The organism is Halobacillus ihumii, assembly GCF_902726645.1.
In the GTDB taxonomy this organism is placed as follows: Bacteria; Bacillota; Bacilli; order Bacillales; family Halobacillaceae; genus Halobacillus_A; species Halobacillus_A ihumii.
In genome coordinates this window covers 2,370,278-2,390,822 of record NZ_CACVAO010000001.1, presented here as the reverse complement: position 1 = coordinate 2,390,822, position 20,545 = coordinate 2,370,278, and the positions used below count along the sequence as shown (strand labels likewise).

At 42.5% G+C, this 20,545-nt stretch carries 19 protein-coding genes; 7 read left to right on the top strand and 12 right to left on the bottom strand.

All coding sequences use genetic code 11. The features are described from left to right. Nucleotides 1–23 precede the first annotated feature (23 nt). On the bottom strand, nucleotides 24–527 hold the full coding sequence (locus G6R08_RS11950) for a GNAT family N-acetyltransferase (protein ID WP_163528143.1): 504 nt from the start codon (nucleotides 525–527) through the stop codon (nucleotides 24–26). 7 nt (nucleotides 528–534) lie between these two features. After that, nucleotides 535–1,503 (bottom strand): nuclease-related domain-containing protein, encoded by a 969-nt coding sequence (locus G6R08_RS11945; RefSeq protein ID WP_163528141.1) that lies wholly within the window; start codon nucleotides 1,501–1,503, stop codon nucleotides 535–537. Here G6R08_RS11945 and G6R08_RS11940 point away from each other — a divergent pair. After that, entirely contained in the window at nucleotides 1,502–1,747 is a 246-nt protein-coding gene (locus tag G6R08_RS11940) for a hypothetical protein (RefSeq protein WP_163528139.1), read from the top strand. The genes G6R08_RS11945 and G6R08_RS11940 overlap by 2 nt on opposite strands. On the opposite strand, the gene bioB is transcribed toward G6R08_RS11940, so the two are convergent. The 5 genes from bioB to G6R08_RS11915 all read right to left on the bottom strand — a co-directional run bounded on the left by bioB (nucleotide 1,744) and on the right by G6R08_RS11915 (nucleotide 5,629). Beyond that, a complete protein-coding gene (gene bioB, locus G6R08_RS11935) occupies nucleotides 1,744–2,757 on the bottom strand; it encodes a biotin synthase BioB (protein ID WP_163528137.1) in 1,014 nt (337 codons plus the stop codon). The genes G6R08_RS11940 and bioB overlap by 4 nt on opposite strands. A 12-nt stretch (nucleotides 2,758–2,769) precedes the next feature. Beyond that, nucleotides 2,770–3,372: a biotin transporter BioY gene (locus G6R08_RS11930; RefSeq protein ID WP_163528135.1), complete on the bottom strand. Its 603-nt coding sequence runs from the start codon at nucleotides 3,370–3,372 to the stop codon at nucleotides 2,770–2,772. Between the two features lie 126 nt (nucleotides 3,373–3,498). Beyond that, nucleotides 3,499–4,323 (bottom strand): aldo/keto reductase, encoded by an 825-nt coding sequence (locus tag G6R08_RS11925; RefSeq protein ID WP_163528133.1) that lies wholly within the window; start codon nucleotides 4,321–4,323, stop codon nucleotides 3,499–3,501. A 223-nt stretch (nucleotides 4,324–4,546) separates the two neighbouring features. Continuing rightward, entirely contained in the window at nucleotides 4,547–4,774 is a 228-nt protein-coding gene (locus tag G6R08_RS11920; protein WP_163531295.1) for a YuzB family protein, read from the bottom strand. 36 nt (nucleotides 4,775–4,810) lie between these two features. Further along, on the bottom strand, nucleotides 4,811–5,629 hold the full coding sequence (locus tag G6R08_RS11915) for a riboflavin kinase (RefSeq protein ID WP_163528131.1): 819 nt from the start codon (nucleotides 5,627–5,629) through the stop codon (nucleotides 4,811–4,813). A gap of 99 nt (nucleotides 5,630–5,728) precedes the next feature. Here G6R08_RS11915 and G6R08_RS11910 point away from each other — a divergent pair, with 99 nt between their 5' ends. Further along, nucleotides 5,729–6,271, top strand: a complete 543-nt coding sequence (locus tag G6R08_RS11910; protein WP_163528130.1) for an HD domain-containing protein — start codon at nucleotides 5,729–5,731, stop codon at nucleotides 6,269–6,271. A gap of 7 nt (nucleotides 6,272–6,278) precedes the next feature. Here G6R08_RS11910 and G6R08_RS11905 read toward each other — a convergent pair whose 3' ends face one another. Beyond that, nucleotides 6,279–7,772, bottom strand: coding sequence for a UDP-N-acetylmuramoyl-L-alanyl-D-glutamate--2,6-diaminopimelate ligase (locus G6R08_RS11905; RefSeq protein ID WP_338035430.1), 1,494 nt, complete (start codon nucleotides 7,770–7,772; stop codon nucleotides 6,279–6,281). Between the two features lie 177 nt (nucleotides 7,773–7,949). On the opposite strand from G6R08_RS11905, the gene G6R08_RS11900 reads away from it, so the two are divergent. The 4 genes from G6R08_RS11900 (at nucleotide 7,950) to G6R08_RS11885 (ending at nucleotide 12,244) form a co-directional block, all read left to right on the top strand. After that, nucleotides 7,950–8,780, top strand: a complete 831-nt coding sequence (locus G6R08_RS11900) for a YitT family protein (protein ID WP_163528128.1) — start codon at nucleotides 7,950–7,952, stop codon at nucleotides 8,778–8,780. Between the two features lie 146 nt (nucleotides 8,781–8,926). After that, the gene (locus G6R08_RS11895; RefSeq protein WP_163528126.1) at nucleotides 8,927–10,393 is read left to right on the top strand and encodes a UDP-N-acetylmuramoyl-L-alanyl-D-glutamate--2,6-diaminopimelate ligase; all 1,467 of its coding nucleotides are present in this window, start codon (nucleotides 8,927–8,929) and stop codon (nucleotides 10,391–10,393) included. A gap of 149 nt (nucleotides 10,394–10,542) precedes the next feature. Beyond that, nucleotides 10,543–11,205: a type 1 glutamine amidotransferase domain-containing protein gene (locus G6R08_RS11890; RefSeq protein ID WP_163528125.1), complete on the top strand. Its 663-nt coding sequence runs from the start codon at nucleotides 10,543–10,545 to the stop codon at nucleotides 11,203–11,205. A 190-nt stretch (nucleotides 11,206–11,395) separates the two neighbouring features. After that, nucleotides 11,396–12,244, top strand: a complete 849-nt coding sequence (locus tag G6R08_RS11885) for a GAF domain-containing protein (RefSeq protein WP_163528123.1) — start codon at nucleotides 11,396–11,398, stop codon at nucleotides 12,242–12,244. A gap of 131 nt (nucleotides 12,245–12,375) precedes the next feature. Here G6R08_RS11885 and G6R08_RS11880 read toward each other — a convergent pair whose 3' ends face one another. Together G6R08_RS11880 and G6R08_RS11875 are read right to left on the bottom strand one after the other, a co-directional pair. After that, complete coding sequence (locus G6R08_RS11880; RefSeq protein ID WP_163528121.1) at nucleotides 12,376–13,506, bottom strand: NAD(P)/FAD-dependent oxidoreductase; 1,131 nt, start codon at nucleotides 13,504–13,506, stop codon at nucleotides 12,376–12,378. 155 nt (nucleotides 13,507–13,661) lie between these two features. Further along, nucleotides 13,662–15,374 (bottom strand): DNA-binding protein, encoded by a 1,713-nt coding sequence (locus tag G6R08_RS11875; RefSeq protein WP_163528120.1) that lies wholly within the window; start codon nucleotides 15,372–15,374, stop codon nucleotides 13,662–13,664. Between the two features lie 150 nt (nucleotides 15,375–15,524). On the opposite strand from G6R08_RS11875, the gene G6R08_RS11870 reads away from it, so the two are divergent. Further along, nucleotides 15,525–16,757: a threonine synthase gene (locus G6R08_RS11870; protein ID WP_163528119.1), complete on the top strand. Its 1,233-nt coding sequence runs from the start codon at nucleotides 15,525–15,527 to the stop codon at nucleotides 16,755–16,757. 219 nt (nucleotides 16,758–16,976) lie between these two features. Here the strand turns inward: G6R08_RS11870 and cydC are convergent, their stop codons facing one another. Both cydC and cydD read right to left on the bottom strand, forming a co-directional pair. Then, nucleotides 16,977–18,698, bottom strand: coding sequence for a thiol reductant ABC exporter subunit CydC (gene cydC / locus G6R08_RS11865; protein ID WP_163528117.1), 1,722 nt, complete (start codon nucleotides 18,696–18,698; stop codon nucleotides 16,977–16,979). Beyond that, nucleotides 18,695–20,428: a thiol reductant ABC exporter subunit CydD gene (gene cydD, locus G6R08_RS11860; protein WP_163528116.1), complete on the bottom strand. Its 1,734-nt coding sequence runs from the start codon at nucleotides 20,426–20,428 to the stop codon at nucleotides 18,695–18,697. The genes cydC and cydD overlap by 4 nt, the downstream gene beginning before the upstream one ends. Nucleotides 20,429–20,545: the final 117 nt, after the last annotated feature.

Below are 20,545 nucleotides of genomic sequence, written 5' to 3'. Positions count from 1 at the left end.
CTCCTTCTTCACACATTTATTCTTTAATCCCAGTTGACGATTCGGCTTCTTCTTTCTAAAAAAAGGACATCGCGCCATTTCCCGTTTAAACTACCTATTTTCTCACGAACTCCCATTTCCTTAAATCCATGTTTCTTATGTAACGCAATACTGCTGCTGTTTTCCACTAAAATGCCGGCTGTTAATGTCCAGTATCCTTTCTTTTCTGAAGCGTGAATTAATTTTTCCAGCAAAAACCCTCCGACACCCTTACCAGTTTGAGAAGGATGAACATACACACTGACCTCAGCTACACCCTCGTATACTTTGCGTGTAGAGGCTGGGGCTAGCCTGCTCCATCCTAAGATGCTCTCTTTTTGTCCTGTATATGCAACAAAGGTGCAAGCAGGGTCTCCGGAAGAAATCCAATTGTCGTAACTTGGAACTGATGGCTCAAGTGTAGCATTGCCTGTTTCAATACCTAATTGATAGATTGCTTTTACTTCAGGCCAATCGTTTTGGTTGAACCTTCTTATATGTACCTTCAAAGCTCTTTCACCTCTTGGGATTTTCTAGCGGTATTTCGTATTTTGTGCTCTTATAGGTTCCGATTTTCTTTCCGCCTAATTTGGCTAACAATCGTTTAACAGTATCTTCTGAGTTAATATTAAGATATTTCCTAGCTTGTTTATTTGATATTTGAGGGTGGCAAAGGCAGGCGTAATCCTGTAATGCAAGAACATGGGAATTTGTTGCTCTCGTTCCACACGCTGAACACTGCCACTTTCCTTTTAGCCAGGACATTTGTGAAAGGCATGATTGGCAAATAACCCCTTCTACTAGGTCAAATTCCTTTATGTCGAACGATTCCAGTACACTTTGTCGTGGTTCATGATGAGACTGGACCATTCGATAAGCCAATGAATTCAGCTGATCTACATTGAAGCAGACCTTGTCATGCCTTTGTGCTATTACGTTCACTCGATTCACTAACCCTTCACTCTTTATTACTTTCTCCGAATCTCTATCATTCTTCAAATGTAGAACAGCCTGTTTATTTGAGAACAAAACAAGAGATTCAACCGGAATGGTTAATGATAGCTGATTTTGAATCCAATTTGAAAGTTGGAGCTGCTGTCGTTCAATTTGCAGGAGGGGATCTGGAAAGGACTCTTCCTTACCATTTAAAGTCCGGGATAATTGATAAATATCACTGTCTAAGTATAATGAACCTGAGATATTTTTCACTTCTAGGATAAGGATAAATTTTCGGGAAACAAGAACAGTATCCATTTGGAAAAAATGCTGTCCGTCAAATAATCTGAGGTCATGAATGATGAGGTAATTTTTGTGAGGAATAAAATTCAAATGGAAATCTATTGATCTTTCACCATGGTACCCAGCACGCGTTCGGGCGAGTGCTTCTTGCACCAAAGAGTTCTTGGGGTGATGTGGCGGGAGTCTTCTTTGTAGTGCCTCTAACTTTCTTAATCTCAGAGGATACGATCGAGGTTTAATAATCATGCTTTTCATCCTTTCTTATAAAGATTATATACCGTTTTCCTCAAAGGAAAAAGAATTCTTTTCTTTTTTTGGCGCTTCCTCTCCTTTTATCGGCGCTTCCTCTCCTTTTATCGGCGCTTCCTCTCCTTTTATCGGCGCTTCCTCTCCTTTTATCGGCGCTTCCTCTCCTTTTATCGGCGCTTCCTCTCCTTTTATCGGCGCTTCCATTAAAAAGACGCGCCTAGCGCGCCTTTTTAATGATTAATCCAAATTTTTTTCAGTCATCGCCTTCACAGGTTGTGTTACATAGTCAACTTCAAACCCAAGGTCCTCGAGCATTTGGTGATCCTTGGTTCCTTCCTGCCCTGCCGTAGTCAAATAATCTCCCACAAAGATCGAATTTGCCGGATAAAGACCGAGCGGTTGCAGACTTCTCAAGTTGACTTCTCTTCCGCCCGAGACCCGGATTTCTTTCGTCGGATTAATAAAGCGAAATAAACAGAGTACTTTTAAACAGTAGGTCGGCGTCAATTCATCAGTTCCTTCCAGTAATGTTCCATCAATAGCATGTAGAAAATTAACGGGGATTGAGTCAGCGTCAAGTTCTTTTAGTGCACGTGCCATATCAATGACGTCCTGCTTAGACTCCTTCATTCCGACGATGACTCCTGAACATGGGGAAATCCCCGCTTCTTTAGCATGATTAACGGTAGAAACTCTGTCCTGGTAAGTGTGGCTTGTGGTGATGTTGTCGTGATGCTGTTCGGAGGTATTAATGTTATTGTTGTAACGATCAACCCCGGCCTCTTTTAGTTGTCGTGCTTGATCAGGTTTCAGCAATCCGAGACAAGCACAAACCTTCATGTCATAATTGCCTTTAATTTCTTTGACCGCTGAAGTAACAATGTCCAGCTCCCGCTTTGATGGTCCACGTCCACTCGCTACGATACAATACGTCCCTGACTGCAATCGATGGGCTTGTTCGGCCCCTTCAATAATTGTGTCCTTGTCCATCATTCGGTACTTTTGTATAGGGGCACCTGAATCCCTAGATTGAGCGCAATATCCGCAGTTTTCCGGACAAAATCCTGATTTTGTATTGATAATCATGTTTAATTTTACTTGATTGCCGTAATAACGTTTACGAACCAAATACGCACTATGTAACAACTCCAAGAGTTCCTCATCCGGACTATTTAAGACAGCGAGCGCCTCCTGATCCGTTATTTCTTCGCCTCGAAGAACATGTTCAGCTAAAAGTTTCCAGTTCTGCATGTGATTCCTCCTTTAAGCAATTTCCCTTTGCTGACGAAAAGCGCTTTTTGAAACGATGCTTTTCTCAAGCCGGTAAGCCATGACCCCTGCAAAAACTGACAGCACAATATCCTTTGGCAGTGGAAAGACCATCCAATACCAGGCCATCTTATAGGTAAACCCTTCCGGGGCATCAAACCAGAGGACATATGCTGCATACATCCAGTTCGTTCCGAAAATATAGTTAACGGCCATGGCCATTAAGGAAGCTAAGATATACATAGGTAAGCTTCGTTTTCTTTCTGCCATCTTACCGGCAAGATAAGCAATGAAGATAAATGACACAATAAAACCGAAAGTCGGGGAAAGCAGTGTTGAAAAGCCCCCTTTAAATTGGGCAAAAATTGGCGCACCAGCTAACCCCAGCACCATGTACGTAAACATAGACATCGCCCCTAATCGACTCCCAAGTATCAACCCGGCCAAAATTGCAAAAAAGGTTTGTAACGTAATGGGGACGCCTCCAATGACCATGAAGGGAACGATTGATGTAATATTTGCTCCAATTGCCATCATCGCAACAAATAAACTTCCCATCGTTAAATCCAAAGGACTCCATCTTCTTCTAAGTTCCATGTTTTACCTCCTCTCTGCTTATAGCATAAAGTAATAACTCAATTTACGTCAACTCAATAAATAATAGGTTAACATATTAGACGTAAAAAAGGACGCTCAACCAGCGCCCTTTTAACTAAATCATATTTATCGTACATTCATTTCGCTCGGTTCCGGACCTTTGCGCTCCCCGCGATCGAGTTCATTGATGCTGTTCATTTCCGCATCACTCAACGTAAAGTCAAAAACATCAAAATTTTCTTCAATACGTGAAGGTGTAATGGATTTAGGAATCACGACCGTTCCGTTTTGAAGATGCCAGCGAATAATGACCTGGGCAGAGGATTTGTTATGCTCACGCGCGATGGATTGAATAACATCATCAGTCAGCACGTCTCCGCCTTGCATGATCGGAGCCCAGGCTTCAAGCAGAATTCCATTTTTATGACAAAACTCTTTTAATTCATTTTGTGCTAAATATGGATGACACTCCACCTGATTCACAGCAGGCTTCACGTCACATTCATCAAGTAAACGCTGCAGGTGGTTGATATTAAAGTTGCAAACGCCAATGGCCTTCACTCTACCATCTTTCTGTAACTTTTCGAGAGCTTTATACGTTTCTACATAGTCGTCATACTCTGGAGTTGGCCAATGGACAAGGTACATATCTACATAATCCAGCCCCAGTTTCTCCAGGCTTACGTCAAAGGCTTTTAATGTGTTGTCAAAGCCCTGGTCTGTGTTCCACACTTTGGTTGTGATAAACAGCTCTTCACGCGGTACGTTACTTTTAGCGATCGCTTCTCCGACTTGGCGCTCATTTCCATAAATCGCAGCTGTATCGATGGAGCGGTATCCTGTTTCAATCGCTTTTGACACAGCCGGCTCGGCATCTTTTTCCTCAACCTGAAATACACCAAACCCTAGTTGAGGCATGTCAATCTTGTCATGCAATTTCACTGTGTTCATATTGCTATCTCTTCCTTTCTATTATAAAAGTGTTACCCAGCAAGTTTAGCACATCATACTCTATGGAATCTTTATAGAACTTTTTAGGGGAGAGCGTAAATAACGCAATTTAGAGCGTTTATTGGAAAACTTGAGCGCTCACACCCCACCCAACTTCGCTCCGCCCCCTGGCGTACAGCCCAAGTCCATAAAAAAAGAGACTGCTTCACTTGGCAGCCTCTACTCATTCAGCATATAACGCTAATTCTTCTTCTATTTTCTTTCTAATCTTGTCCAAAGCCTCTTCAGGCGTTTTACCAAAAATGCGCGCTCCATTAACGAGTGCGTATGGCTTTAGCGCACACAGACCGCAAAATGATAAACATTCGCTCATCAGCACAGCCACATCTGGATACTCTGATTCTATAAGGGTCTCCACATCAAGCTTGTTAATCAAATTGCCATCACATATTTCAACTACAACTACCCCATAATGATAGCTCCTTTATTATAAAATGACCGGCATGCCTAAGATCATTCTTGCATTCCGTTCATCCTGTTTCATTTGTTCGACGAGTACATCGAGTCCGTCAAAATCCTCTTCATCGCGCATATGGCGCAAATAGCTTACGGTCACTTCTTCGCCGTATAAATCACCTGAGAAGTTCAGTAAATAGGCTTCCACTTTAAAGGTTTCTCCATTCACGGTCGGACGATAGCCTGCGCTAATTAACGTGTAATAAAAGGCTGAAGTCTCTTTGTGCACTTCTACTACGCCGAGATACACGCCAGGCTTTGGCTTGACGTATTCATCAATGCCGCCAAGATTAAGAGTTGGAAAACCAAGCTGGCGTCCTAGAGCATCCCCTTTAACGACAGTGCCTCTCGTTTGATAGGGACGGCCCATAAGAGCCTGAGCGGCTTCCATCTGTCCTTTTTCTACAAAGGTTTGAATGGCTGATCGTTGAATCTTCTCATGGTTTAACGCGGGCTGGTGTACAATGGTAACAGGGATGTCATGAAAATCATACAATTCAGCTGCCTCTTGTTGTAAATCTTCCTCGACCACGATTCGCTTACAGTTTAACTGCTTGAGCTTCGAATGATCATAATACCGTTCAACACCTAGATCGGTGAGGATGCGCAATTTATCTTCAAGGGAAGTTAAAATAGGTTCACGATTGGACAGATCCCAAACAGCTAGTTCGCCCTGAGATTCAGCATAAGGTTTAGCCTTATTTATTAAGTGCTGATGCCCGCGGTGAAGACTATCAAATCTTGCTATTATGAGTACAACTGGCTGATCATCCATCTGATTGATTTTCATTATACATGACTCCTCTACTCCATTTTATAACCCTGTATCTATGGTATCTTCCACGGGTATAGTCCGACAACTTTTACGCTTAAAAAAGGAGTGATTGCTATGTTAGAAAGGGCGAAACAATATGCTGAAAAGGCACATGAGGGGCAGAAACGGAAGAACTCTAATGCTGCCTATATCATTCATCCCATTCAGGTGGCTGATACCTTAAAATCAGCTGGATGCCGCGAAGAGGTGATTTGCGCTGGGTATCTGCATGACGTCGTGGAAGATACAAAGTATGAACTTACAGATATCGAACGAGAATTCACAAAGACGGTGCGTGATTTAGTGGCAGCCCATACAGAAGATAAATCAAAGCCATGGCAGGTACGTAAACAGCACACGGTAGATACGGTTCGAACGGGCTCCCTTGAGGTGAAGTGTTTAATTGTTGCAGATAAATTAGACAATTTGTTATCGCTTGAAAAAGATTTCGAACGCGATGGCGAGGCATTGTGGCAACACTTTAACGCAGGGTATTCACTGCAAAAATGGTACAATGAATCAATAGCTGAGCACATGACTACAGGAATTCCTAACGATGAAATTCCTGCCTTTTTTCTTTTGTATCAAAAAGCTGTCGAACGCTTTTTTCGAAATTAGCCATCCTTTAATTTGATTGTAAATAGTGCTCATGGATGATGTGTTCATCAGAATGCGGAATCTCTTCCCCTCTTACAATTTGTGCATTATTAATGCAGCCGCTCGTTAACAGAATAATGTCTCCAGCCTGTCCAAGCTTAAGGGAGCTTCTTACTCCTTCTTTACGGGTTAAAGCTGGATGAATGTTGGCTGCGCCGGGATCTTTAAAGCCTTTCATAACTTCGTCCACGATGGTTTGAGGGTCGTGGTAGCCTGGATGGTCAACGGTTACGATGATTTCGTCTGCTCTCCCTTCAATGGTTGCAGCCATTTTAGGCATTTTACCAAAATCACGAATTCCAATCCCAGCAATCATGACGATAAGGCGTCCGTGCTTCATTTTCTTGACTTCTTCTACAAGTCTATCTAGGGCTACAGGGGTATGAGCGTAGTCGAGAATAACTTTGGTACGACCAGGGACATCAATAATTTGAAACCGTCCTTCAGGGCCTTGAAGCTCTGGCAATACAGCAGCAACTTCTTCTATCGTGTACCCTTGAAGCAGAGCTACAGCTATAGCAGAGAGGACATTTGCTATATTATACGTTCCAAACACAGGGGTGAAAACGCGAAATGTTTTATCCCTGTATTGAATCGTAAACATAGACCCTTCTTCGGTTACTTCAATCCCTGTGCCGATGAGGTCTGCTTCGCTTTCTGGTTTTAAGCTATATGTTAGTATCGGTCCTGTATAGGAATTAATAAGATCCATGGCCATTCCTTCATCATCAAGGTTAACAACCGCCTGCCTGGATTGCTCAAATAATTTCATTTTACTTGCTTTATAATGGTCTATCGTTTTGTGATATTCCAAGTGCTCTTCTGAGAAATTAGTATGAATACCTATATCAAACATGATCCCCTCTACCCGCTTCTGAGCCAAAGCAATCGAAGAAACTTCCATAGCCGCTGCTTCATCTCCGGCCTCTTTCAAATCTCGAAAAATCTGGTGAAGATCAATCGCTTCAGGAGTCGTTGGCGTACTCTTTTTATATGTCCACTTTTCTCTCGATGACCATATCCCTGTCGTACCGATCGAACCACTGGGGACCCCTAACAACTTCATTAAAGAACGCACATAGGCGGCTACAGTGGTTTTTCCATTTGTGCCCGTTATTCCGATCGTAGCAATTTGTTCATCCGCATAATTATAAAAGTGTTTGGCCATATGGGCCATCGCGCTTCTTACATCTTCAACGACAACAAAAGTACAGGAAGGATAAGATTCACTTAACCTTGTAAGCTGTACAGCATTTTCGCCGATAATTGCGGAAGCACCAGTGCTGATCGCATCTTCGATATAGTGATGTCCGTCCTCCTTATCTCCTTTGATACTGAAAAACAGTGAAGAGGCTGAGGCCCGTCCAGAATGAAAGGCAAGGTTTGATACCATTTGTTCGTTTGGTCCGTGAATTTGCTTCACAACAACCCCTTTTAATTGGTCGAAACGTATTGTCATCATAGTTATTCCTCACTCATTGTTTTTATAGTCGCCTTCGGATGCTTGTGTTTTTATCTCTACTTATTATTTACTTATCCGAATATATTATTAAGCATTTAGTATGAATTGTAAGACTTACGATTCTCGGTATATTTCCTTCCTCGAAATATAATAAAATAAAAGAAAGGAGGCATACCTATGAAACGTGAAGTAAAAGACATGATCATGATTATTTTAGGATCATTTGTTTTTGCGATTGGCGTAAACTATTTCGCAATCCCAAACCGTCTATCTGAGGGCGGCGTGATCGGGATTACGATTGTCACCTATTATTTGTTTGAATGGTCGCCTGGTATTGTAAACTTCGTCCTGAATACCCTGCTCGTCGCAGTCGGGTACAAATTTTTTAATAGACGCGTGATTGTCTATACTGTTGCTGCGATTATTTCTTCTTCTCTTTTCTTACACTTCACAGTGGATTGGGGCAAACAGATTAGTGATCCATTACTTGCGGCTTTATTCGCTGGTTTAGCTGTCGGATTCGGTCTTGGCTTGATTTTCCGTTCTGGCGGTACATCTGGCGGCTCCGCCATTCTTGCCCGGCTGGGAAATCAATTTTTCGGATGGACGATTGGCAAAGGAATGCTTGTTATTGATATTGCCGTCATAGTAGGATCTGCCTTCATCATTGGGCAGGAAAAAGCCATGTACACTCTTATTTCTGTTTATGTCGGTGCAAAAGTTATCGATGTCGTGGTAGAAGGAGCAAACGAACGTACTGCGGTTATGATCATCTCAAGCTACCCCGATCAAGTACTCGATGCAGTGACAAACCAAATGGCTCGTGGAATCACAGTTCTTGAAGGAAAAGGCGGTTACACAGGTTCACAACGAGAAGTGCTTTATCTTGTTATTAACAAACATGAAATTGTACCCTTCAGGAAGATCATTCTAAACATTGACCCCAATGCTTACGTTACGGTGCATGGCGTTCAGGAAATTTTTCGCAAAGGATATAAGGGGCGATAAGGTTATAGCGCCATTCCCTCTTTATGGCTTATTTATGAATCGTTTAGCTTATTTTTCTTTTTTACCACATAGCATGCTGCTTATTTGATAAAATTAGCATTAAAACTCGACTTAATTTTAATACGAAAAAGGTGTGCACGATTTAAATGAAACTTGATCAACTATTGCAAGATATTCCCTTTCATCACGAGGATCCGCCCAAGTTTGATGAAGTGGTCATTCATGGATTGACTGACTCTTCACACAGGGTGGAGCCAGGTTTCCTATTTGTCGCCATTTCAGGTTATCAGCTTGATGGGCACGCGTACATTCAAGATGCTATTAATAATGGAGCTGCTGCAATTATCGGTGAAAAGGATTACCAAGTTACAAAAGTTCCTTATATACAAGTTCCAAACAGCAAACAAGCATTAGGGATTCTTGGACGCAATTACTACCAGAACCCTGCCTCACACAAAATTATGATCGGAATTACAGGAACAAACGGGAAAACAACGACCAGTTATTTAGTCAAGCATATTCTTGAGAACATGGGTTACACCTGTTCCCTCCTTGGTACCATTCAAAACGTTATCAACGGGGAGTATTCAAAAACAGTCAATACCACTCCAAATGCATTGACTCTTAATCAATTAATCGATAAAAGCGATGACGAGGTTGTCATTATGGAGGCCTCCTCACATGGATTAGCGGAATACCGTTTGGAAGGTCTGAATTTTGATCTGTGCTTATTTACAAACCTTACACATGAACACCTTGACTACCATGGAAGCATCGACCAATACTATGAAGTCAAAAAAGCATTGTTTCGAAAATTAAAACCTAATGGCACTGCTGTCATCAATTCCGATGATGCCTACGGGGAACAGTTAGCTAAGGAACTTAAACAAGATGGCTTACGAACATACACCCTTGGCATGTCAGCTGCAAATGATTTACAAATATTAGAACATCTATCTGTTGACCCGCCCTCATGCCGATTCAAAGGTCATCACATACATACACTTCACTCTCCCATGGCCGGAATTCACAACCTGTACAACACTCTCCAAGCCTACGCCGCAGCGATGCAGCTTGATGGAGAGGCGGAAACGGTTTTAGAATCTATTCGCGGCTTTCCTGGTGTGCCTGGTCGTTTTACAACGTATTCCCTTAAGAACGGTGCTACAGTCGTGGTAGACTATGCGCATACAGCGGATGCGGTATTCAATTGTTTACAAACTGTTCAGGAAGCAGAAGCGAAAAAAATCACCCATATTTTCGGTTTTCGAGGCAATCGGGATCAAACGAAAAGGCAGGAAATGATGAACATTACTGCTGAAATGAGTGATCAATTTATTTTAACAATGGATGATTTAAACGGGGTTCCTCAGGGCGACATGGAGCAAGTGCTGACCTCTTATTTAAACCATACAAAATTCGGACAAGGTGAACTCATCCCAGACCGGACTCTCGCGATTAAAACAGCTATAGATAACAGCAAACCTGGAGAATGGATCGTTATTACGGGGAAAGGGCATGAAGAGTATACCCAATCCTATTCGCTACCCACATATACCGACGAAGACACAGTAAATTATGTACGAAAAAATGAAATCTCTGAAGCCAACTAACGTGAGCAGCTAGTATTAGCTGCCCACGTTTTTTTGTAGATGCTCCATCCCTGCACAGCTTTTCTCCCTTTTGTTTTCATGTTTTGTAAGGCTATGAATACGGGAATAGTCGATCTATGTAACTTATCAATAACCTGGAGGAATTTTAAATGTCAAAAAAGATTTTAATGGTAGTAACCAATCATGAAAAAATTAATGAAGATAAAACAACTGGAATTTGGTTGTCCGAATTCGGCGAAGCTTATAATGAATTTATAAAACATGGATATGAGGTAACCGTTGCTAGCCCAAAGGGTGGTAAAGCACCAGTTGATTCAAACAGTGTCAGCGAAGATGAACCACAGGAGATCCTTGACTCAAAACAACATCTCGAACATACGATTTCTATTAATGAGCTGTCTGCTGATTCTTTTGATGCCATTTTCCTGCCAGGCGGGCACGGCACGATGTTCGATTTCCCAGACAATCAGAAGCTTGCAGAATTAATCCGGGACATGTATGAGTCAGATAAACCTGTTGCGGCTGTCTGTCACGGTCCAGCAGGGCTGGTAAGTGTGAAGCATTCAAACGGAGAACCGCTTGTTAAAGGAAAGCAGATCAATTCGTTCACAAACTCTGAAGAAGCTGACACCTCTCTCGATGAGTACATGCCTTTTCTCCTGGAAAGCAAACTTCGTGAGTTAGGAGCAAACTTTGTGACGGCAGATAATTGGTCTAAACATGTAGAAGTAGATGGTCACTTAATTACAGGACAAAACCCTCAATCTACTTTAGTCGTTGCTAAAGAATTCATGAATCAGCTTGGCCGCTAAATGGGGGAAGAGTCCTGCCCCCGAGCAGGACTCCCTAATCCTTATTCGTATAAATCAGTTTCGTCACATGGTATAATGACACTAACAAAAATGTTATCGTCATTGTTTTATGTACACGTTTACGATGATTGCTACAGCACGTGGAGAATTAATAACGCATAAAGATGTATGGGATAGGAGTATGAAGAAAATGCATAACCACTCAAATGACCTTCACTATCTTTCTGTTAAAGAAGCTGCTGACGAAATTCTGGAACATGTTAGTAAGGTTATCGATGTTAATACTGTTTACATAGCTAAGAAAGATAATGGGCACATGAACATCATCGATGCTTATAATCACAGTGACCATATTCTGGATGCGAATATTCGTATGGATTATGAGCAATCTTTTTGTCAATTTGTCATAGAATCCGGAGAAGAAGTATTCACCTCAAATGACCTATCATTACACTACATAAAGGAAAATGCAGACCTGCCCGTAGATGTTAGTGTGAAAGCCTTTATGGGAGTGAAAATCTTCGATCGAGAAGGAAGGGAATTCGGCACACTGTGCGTGATGGATCAAGAGCCGCGAAAATTTACTAAAGAGGAAGCATATTTCCTCCGGTCTGTCGGCCAGATTTTCAGCTATATTATTAGCCTTGACCAGACTCAACAGCGTGTTGACCTTTTGTCTGTTCCCATTGTCCCAGTGACAGAAGGGGTGGTCGTTCTTCCTTTAGTGGGAATCGTGAATGAAGATCGATCGAATCATCTGCTCGAAACCATACTTCAGCGAATTTATCAAAAAAACCTGGATTACTTTATACTTGACCTTTCTGGCATGGTGAGCTTTGACGACTTGTTTACCAGCCATTTATCAGATATTGTTAAAGCTCTGGAACTGATGGGGGTTACCCCTATTCTTACAGGGATTCGCCCTGACATGGCGATGAGTCACCTGAGTCAAGATCCTATGTACAAAGATCTCAGAATTACACGCAACCTTGAACAGGCCTTAAAGAAGGTAGGGTTTCGCCTCGTTAAAGAAGAATAATTGTAAAGAAGAGGCGGGGACAAAACTGAAAAAACGTAAAATAATCCGAACATTTCTCTATTGAGATAAGTTCGGATTATTTTACGTCTTTTGGAATTATTGCTTTACTTATTTCCCAGCCTCTTCTTTACTTATTTGTTTTCCTTTGGGAGGGCATGCTCGATCTTATAATCCTCTTTATGAAGTTCCGTGTCTTTACCAAGGGCTATTCTTGCTAATTCCGCCCCAATAAAAGGACCTGTGGTAAGACCTGATGCTCCTAAGCCATTCGCTGCCAAGACGCCTTCGAAATTTGGTATCTCTCCAAAAACAGGAAGGGATTCAGGGGTGAACGGTCTAAAACCTACCCGTGCTTCAAGCATTGTACCTCGAGCCAGTCCTGGCGCTACTGCCAGCACTTTAGCGAGAATTTCATGAATCCCTCCGGCAGTAATACGTGAATCAAACTTTTCTTTCGTTTCATGTGTTGCGCCTACTATAACTCTTCCTTGATCAAAACTGAGCAAATATTTATTTGTTGGCGGCATCACAACCGGCCAATCACCTGTTTCTGTTGCCGGCAATTCCAAGTGCACAATTTGCGCCTTTTGAGGATGCACGAGAAAATTCACGCCTAATGGTTCAACAATTTCCTTCGCCCATGCACCCGCTGCCACAATCACCTGGTCAGCCTCCAACTTTTCTTTTTCCGTTTTCACTCCTGTAATTTGCTGACCTTTCACAATTAAGGAAGCATTGCCTTTTAAGAATACAGCGCCCTTTCGTTTTGCCGCTTTTACTAAAGCATCGCGAAGAGCTCGGCCATCTACACGAGCAGCACCACTCATGTGAACAGCACCATATTCCTCAGCAACAGGTGGATACATCGCCTGCGTTTCTGACGGAGAAAGACGAGTGATTTCGCCCATTTCCGGTGCATCCTCCCTGCGCTCCAGGGCCCGCTCCATCATTTCATCCAGTTTTTCTTCCTCCGTATGAAGGCGGAGTGCTCCAACACGTTTGTATCCTGTCTCCTGCTCCCCATCTGCTCTTAGCTCCTCAACCAATGCAGGGTAATATTTCGCGCCCGCTTTAGCTAATCGATACCAAGCTTTATTTTTCCGTTTCGTCAGCCATGGACAAATGATTCCTGCTGCAGCATCTGTCGCCTGACCAGGGTCTCTACGGTCAACTACCGTCACTTCGGCCCCTGCCTTAGCAAGATGATAGGCAGTTGAGGCACCAAGTATCCCTGAACCTATAACAATGTACTTCTTCTCCACAAAAAACACCTTTTCTAATTAAAATTTAACCTATCCCCTTATTCTACAAGATACGAGGATAGGTCACAAAATGGAGGGTTGTTCCACGTGAAACTCATGAGAATGACAAGGATCCCCAAACTGTTTAGTTTCGAGCTCCTGCTCATGGAAATAACTTATTTGTTCAATTCTTCTACTATCATTTCCTCTACCGTTGCCGGTCCGTTCTCACGCACTTTTACCTGCATCTGCACATGGTCTCCCTCCCGGAGGAATATGGCCAACGGTGCTTTACTAACGTTGACTGTATAAATCGTTGTATCCCCTTCAAGGATAAATTGCACAACTTGACGGGAATCTGTTGAAGTCACAAGTACACGGTTGACTACGCCACCTTTTGAAGTCATTTCAACGCCTTCGCCTCCTTGAACATTGCTTGGGTCTTGAGCTAGCTGTAGTCGATACGCAGTAAGTGTCTCTTTAGCTGTTTCACCAAAAACAGCAAAATCAGAATCGTTCGCTTTAATGTATGCATATCGCTTAAACAGCCCATTAGGATCAAGCACATTGACGATCCAAGTAGGATGACCATCCACGTTGTACAGAACCGGCATGGAACCAGTCCAGTTTTTCTCAGGGAACTGCTTATTTACGATTTGCCTTGCCCCTTTACTGTCCATAATCCCGCTGTTCTGCTTGCCGTTATAATAGGTTAATTCTCCTGTCCTTGCATCAATTAATGTATAACCCAGTGCTGAATCAATATTTTCTTTAGGCGAAGCCATGTCTGTAAAATAATACATGTCTCCATCATCTCCAAAGATAGGAGTTACACTGCTTTCTGTTCCTGACTCATTAGGGATTTTAACATCCTTTTTTCCAAAAATGGAATTGAACAAACCATGAACATACTTACCAAAGTATTCATTCTCAACTGTCGCAAGTTCAGAGCTGATCGAACCTTCAATGAAATCAGGAGCCTCGCTGGCTTCATAAGCCTTTACCTCTCCTGAAACAGGATCAACCACAGCAACTTTCACTTTCTCGAGATCTGGTCGATTGGTCAACAAAACTGGTTTGTAAATCGTTTGAACATACCATGGCTTCCCATCATCGTCCACCTCGATCTGAGCTTCTCCACTTTGGATATAATATGGAAGTTCCATATAGACCTGACGCTGAACGTTGTGATTGAAATAACTTGAATTTGTGTAGCGCATCTTGCTTTCTACAAATTCAGGCTGGGCATTAATGTTCGTTGCTGGAATCGTAAAATATCCCTCTGTCTCTTTCCCGCGAAAGTATCTCCAGAAGCTTGTAAACTCGACTGGGGCGACATACGAAATTTCATTGTTCACTTCCTGGACTTGTAGTTTTCCAAGGTCATAAAACTGGGTATTCGGTACGACACTCATCGACTTCTGAACTTTGTTACGAGCTGATTCCGGTGCTACAGATATCGGTGTATTCTCTTCATTTAAAGGCTTCGCTTCTCCTGCCTCCTGTTTCGAAATCGAATCATACGTCTGATTCACCGAGAAAATACCGATTACAAAAATCGCTGCAATAGCCAGGGCCGTAATAAAAAACACGATAGCAGGCGTTGATTTGTGGATCGTTTTTTTATTGAATACTGTTCCTGCTCCCACATACATAGCCGGTGCTAATATAATGGCAACGACTGCGTTCATTAGCAGCATATTAGGAACTGTAATGGCTGGCATCCAAATGTAGGTGATGATTAAAACAATTATATATCCGATAATAAATAATCCAAACGCTCCTTGAATGATACCTTTTGCTTTGTTTTTATTCTGCAGAGCCGCGATGATCGTTAGTAATAAAAACAATAAAAAAGGAAATAAAGCAGCTAGAAATATCCCCGTCATGACACTCTCTCCTCTGTTTGCATTTTAATTGCCATCATTACTTACGGAGCAACTCGCCATTTCGTTTCAAAAATCACCGTCAGACTTTGATAATTTTTTCTGAATACTATGATACTATAAAAACAACTTTATCTATTGGAGGGAATTGCATTGGATTATAGTTATATCTCTCATCTTTACTGTCCGAAATGTTTGCAGACCTATGAGAAAGATGCCATTCATCATTTATGTGATTGTGGGGCTCCGCTGCTAGTTGAATATAACCTGGATCGGTTAGCGAAAGAATGGAGGCCCGCCGATTTAGAGCGGAGAAAACCTGATCTATGGCGCTACCACGAACTTCTTCCCGTCCAGTCAGAGGAACATGTCACGACAATGGGGGAAGGTATGACTCCACTCCTCTCGATGCCGACACTTGGTGAAGATATGGAACTGCCGAATCTATTAATGAAAGATGAGGGAATTATCCCTACAGGGGCATTCAAAGCTAGAGGTGCAGCTGTTGGTGTATCAAAAGCTAAAGAACTGGGAGTCGAAGCTCTTGCCATGCCCACAAATGGAAACGCAGGAGCAGCCTGGGCCCTCTATGCTGCTCGAGCACATATAAGCTCTACTATTGTAATGCCTGTAGATGCTCCATCTATTACAAGAAACGAATGTGCCTTATCCGGTGCTAATCTCTTTCTAGTAAACGGCCTGATCAGTGATGCTGGAAAAATGGTAGCTGAAGCTGTAAAGAAGCAAGGCCTGTATGATGTGTCTACACTAAAAGAGCCTTATAGAATTGAAGGGAAAAAAACAATGGGGCTGGAAATAGCTGAACAGTTGAACTGGAAGCTGCCGGATGTAATCCTCTATCCAACAGGAGGCGGCGTTGGATTAATTGGTATCTATAAAGCACTTCAAGAGTTGCAGGCACTTGGTTGGCTGGAGGGCCAAAAAATGCCTCGACTTGTAGCTGTGCAGGCAGAAGGCTGTGCGCCTATTGTGGAAGCCTGGAAACAAGGAAAAACCGAATCTGTATTCTGGGAAAACTCACAGACACAAGCGTTCGGCATAAACGTTCCTAAGGCTATTGGTGATTTCCTTATTCTTCACGCCCTTTATGAAACAGACGGATGTGCAATCGCCGTAGAAGAAGATGAGATCCTTAAAGAACTGAAACAAGTCGCCAAGCTTGAAGGTTCCTTTGTATGCCCAGAAGGTGCCGCTGCATTCTTAGCTGCCCGCCGGCTAAGAGAACAGAACTGGATTAAACAGGAGGAGAGTGTCGTCGTTCTTAATACAGGAGCTGGTATTAAGTACCCTGACACCGCGGAAGTTGATGTTCCAGTCCTTGAACCTGGTGAATCACTTCCATTAGCCTCCTCTTTTGTAAAATAGTTATCCCAGGACACGGGGCAGTTCGGCATTGAAACAGGAGGTTTCGACTTTAGCCGAACTGCGTCTATCCCCGTACTTAGTCAAAATTACTCCGTCCCACTACTCCTCATCCAGATGAGGGAACAGCTGAGAATTATGAAATTCATTCACATGCATTTTATTCTTACTTTATGCACAACTTCTTTTTGAACATCACTCTTAAAACATCTAGCGCCCCCGCTACATAAATAAACTTTTCTCGATCTGTTTCATTTGGTAGAAGTAACCCCGCTTGTCCATTAATTCATCAAAAGTTCCCTCTTCCACAATCTCGCCTTGCTCCATCACAACAATTTTATCCATATGTTCAAGCCCTGTTAATCGATGACTTACAAGGATGAGCGTATCATCCTCGGCTGCCTCAAATAAATGCTTGTAGATTGTTGTTTCCGTAAGCGCATCTACTGATGAAGTGGGTTCATCTAAAACCCATAAGGACTTCGATTTAAGCAGTGTCCGAGCTATTGCTAAACGCTGTTTTTCACCACCAGAAAGATTTTCGCCCTTTTCTAAAACTGAATCAGTTAAATGAACATGATGCAATTTCACTTTCGCCAGTGCTTCTTCCAGCTGTCTATCCGTTAAATCATCGCCCGCCAGCATTAAATTTTCTCTTATAGTACCGTAGAAAAAGTGATTTTCCTGCAGCACTACGTTTGTATGACTCCAGAGACTTTCCTGATCGAGGAAGTCCAGTGATGTCCCCCCAACTTTGACCTTCCCTGTATACTCCATCTGCATTTTTAATATAAGCTGCAGCAATGTGGATTTACCAGAACCACTTGGCCCAACGATGGCCGTTTTCGATCCTGCAGGTAAGTGCAAGTTGACGTTCTTCAAGGTCGACCTTACTTCATCAGGAAATGTAAAGCTTACCTCATGTATATCTATTGCCAAATCTTGGTGCTCCTGAAACTGAATAGTAGCTTGGTTAGGCTGAGTCGCCTCACTATTGGTAAGAACTACAGAAAATAACCGGTTTGCTGCCCGACGGCTGTCCTCTAAATGAATTGGGAAGACGGCCATAGGGGTAACGTTTTCGAATACAGTCAGTGAAATCATCACTAGCATCGCAAGGAAGATCCCCTCTAATTGGCCTTCAGCAACCAAATAAGCACCTAAAGCCAGTACAACCCAGGATGCAACTAAAGAGGCTAATGAATTCATAGCCTGACTTAAGGAAGCATGGACCCCAATCTTCTCCTGCTCTCGAATATAGTAGTCTGAGGACCTTTTTAGCTGGCTTTCCTTTTCCGCGAGTTTACGATAGATTTTCAGATCGCGAAAACCGTATAGCAATTCTGTTGTCTCTGTTGATAGAACTCCCCGTACTTCGCGAACTTGACCTTCAATTTTCCGCTGCCGCATAGCGAATAACAGCGGCACCACCAGGACAGTGACGAGCAATCCCCCAAGCAGAACAAGTGCAATAGACAGTGAATAAAAAGTGGTAAATATGATCGTAAACAGAAACACAATCAGCAGGACAATAGGAGGGTAAAATACACGTAGAAAGAAGTTTTGCAGACTTTCTACATCCCCTACAATTCTAGCTAACAAATCACCGCTGCGATACTTCTGAAAAATCCTTGGAGCCAGCGGTTCCAATTTTTCATAAAAGGACACACGTAAATGACTCAAAATCGTAAAAGTGGCTCGATGAGAAACATATCGTTCAATGTAGCGGCTTATTGCTCTTATGAACCCTAGCAGTTTAACGAAAGATACGACTAAAATCAGCGTGTAAAGCGGAGGAATGAGCGCAGCCTTTGATACCAAATAGCCACTCGCCCCAAATAGTCCAACAGCTGTTATTCCTGCAAGAAATCCGAACAAAATGGATAGCAGGATATCTTTTTTCTCTCTAACTACGAGCTTCACTACCATGGACAGGTCTTTCACTTCGCATCACTCCCCTGTTGAACAGAAACCATCTGACGATATTCGGTAGTGGATTCGATTAAGTCTCCATGCGTTCCCTGTCCTGCTAATTCTCCCTGATCCAGAAAAAGAATTTGATCTGCTTGTCTAATCGTGTGCAACCTATGGGCAACCGTAATGACGGTCGAAGTCTGGGCTAACTCTTTCATGGACTGCTGCATAATTTTTTCCGTACGAAGGTCAAGCCCTGTTGTAGGCTCATCGAAGAGAATAACAGCGGGTTGTTTCAGGAAGGCTCTTGCAATAGCAACACGCTGTTGCTCGCCTCCGGAAAGTCCTCGTCCCGCCTCACCCACAGGCGTATCTAATCCAGATTCAAGGGAGTCTATCAGGTTAGCAAGCCCTGCCTTGCGGGCTGCTTTATCAATATTCATTCGTGAAGGGTTATCTTTACCGCCGATCGCAATATTTTCTGCTATCGATCCTGAAAATAAATACGGTTGTTGAGAAATATAACTTAACTGGTTAAACCAATCCTGTTCCTTATAATCTGATAAGGGCTGTCCATTTACGATAATTGTTCCTTCTTGCGGATTCATCAGTCCAGCTAATAAATGAAGCAATGTTGTTTTCCCAGAACCGCTCCTCCCAACAATCGCAATTTGACCGTATGATGGGATGATCGTGGAAATGTGATGTAAGGCAAAAGAATCTTGTCCATAACTGAAAGATAAATTTTCTAACTCTATATAAGGTGGTCTTCCCCCATTTTGAAGATCCTGTTCCCCCCAGCGTACTGACACTTCTTGTTCATCCAATTCACCTTGCACCTTCTCCGCTGCCCCTGCACTTCCCCTGCCAGTATGAAAAGCACTAGCCAGATCCTTTAGCCCGGAGAAAAATTCAGGAGCAAGAATTAGAATGAAAAACGCTGTAAAAAAGCTGATATTTTCATAGACAACAAGTTGAATGGCTATTTCAAGCGCAATCAATCCTATACTAAGCATAGAGATAAGCTCCATCATAAAAGAAGAAACAAAAGCAATCTTTAACACTTCCATGGTAGCCTCGCGAAAATTGATGCTGCTCTTACGAATCTTTTGCTTCTGATGGGAAGACTGTCCAAATAGCTTCAGGGTTGTCAGCCCTTGTAATGTATCCAGGAACTGTCCAGAGAAAGCGGCAAGCTTATCCATCTGCTCCTCAGATTTATCTTTGGTTTTCATCCCTATAATCGCCATGAAAAAGGGAATAAACGGGGCAGTCACCACGATGATCAGTCCTGAATAAAGGTGTTGTGTAAACACGACAACTAAAATCATGACTGGAACAATTGCAGATTGAATGATCTGTGGAATATAACTGCTAAAATACGGGTCAACTTCATCCACCGCATCCATCAACACACTTACTTTCTGACCAGATTGACCCTGCAATGATGCTTGGATAGGGTTACGAGAATACTTAGCGAGAAGTGAATCTCTTAGATCACGCTTGGCTTCAGAAGCTATTTTCACCCCTGCCCACCCATTAATGTGAGTAAGCAATGCACGTCCAATAATGACCAATAGTAATCCAGCTAATAAGAGGAATACTCCCTCGAACGGCTCTTCCTGCAAATAAATCCGTTCAATAATAGCCACAAAAAAGTATGCCTGACCAAGTATCATCATCCCGATTAAGACAGATGAAACGACTAACAGTGCGATCAGATTTTTTTGTCCGAAAGCTATTTTACTTAGATGCTTCATAGTCCTCACTATCTCCCAACTGGTGTAATTAGTGAAATACTTCACAATGTCTTCGGGTTCATTATAATAAATTTTCTGCTTACGTGCTAAGGCTGAGTTTTTCATATTGTCAAAATT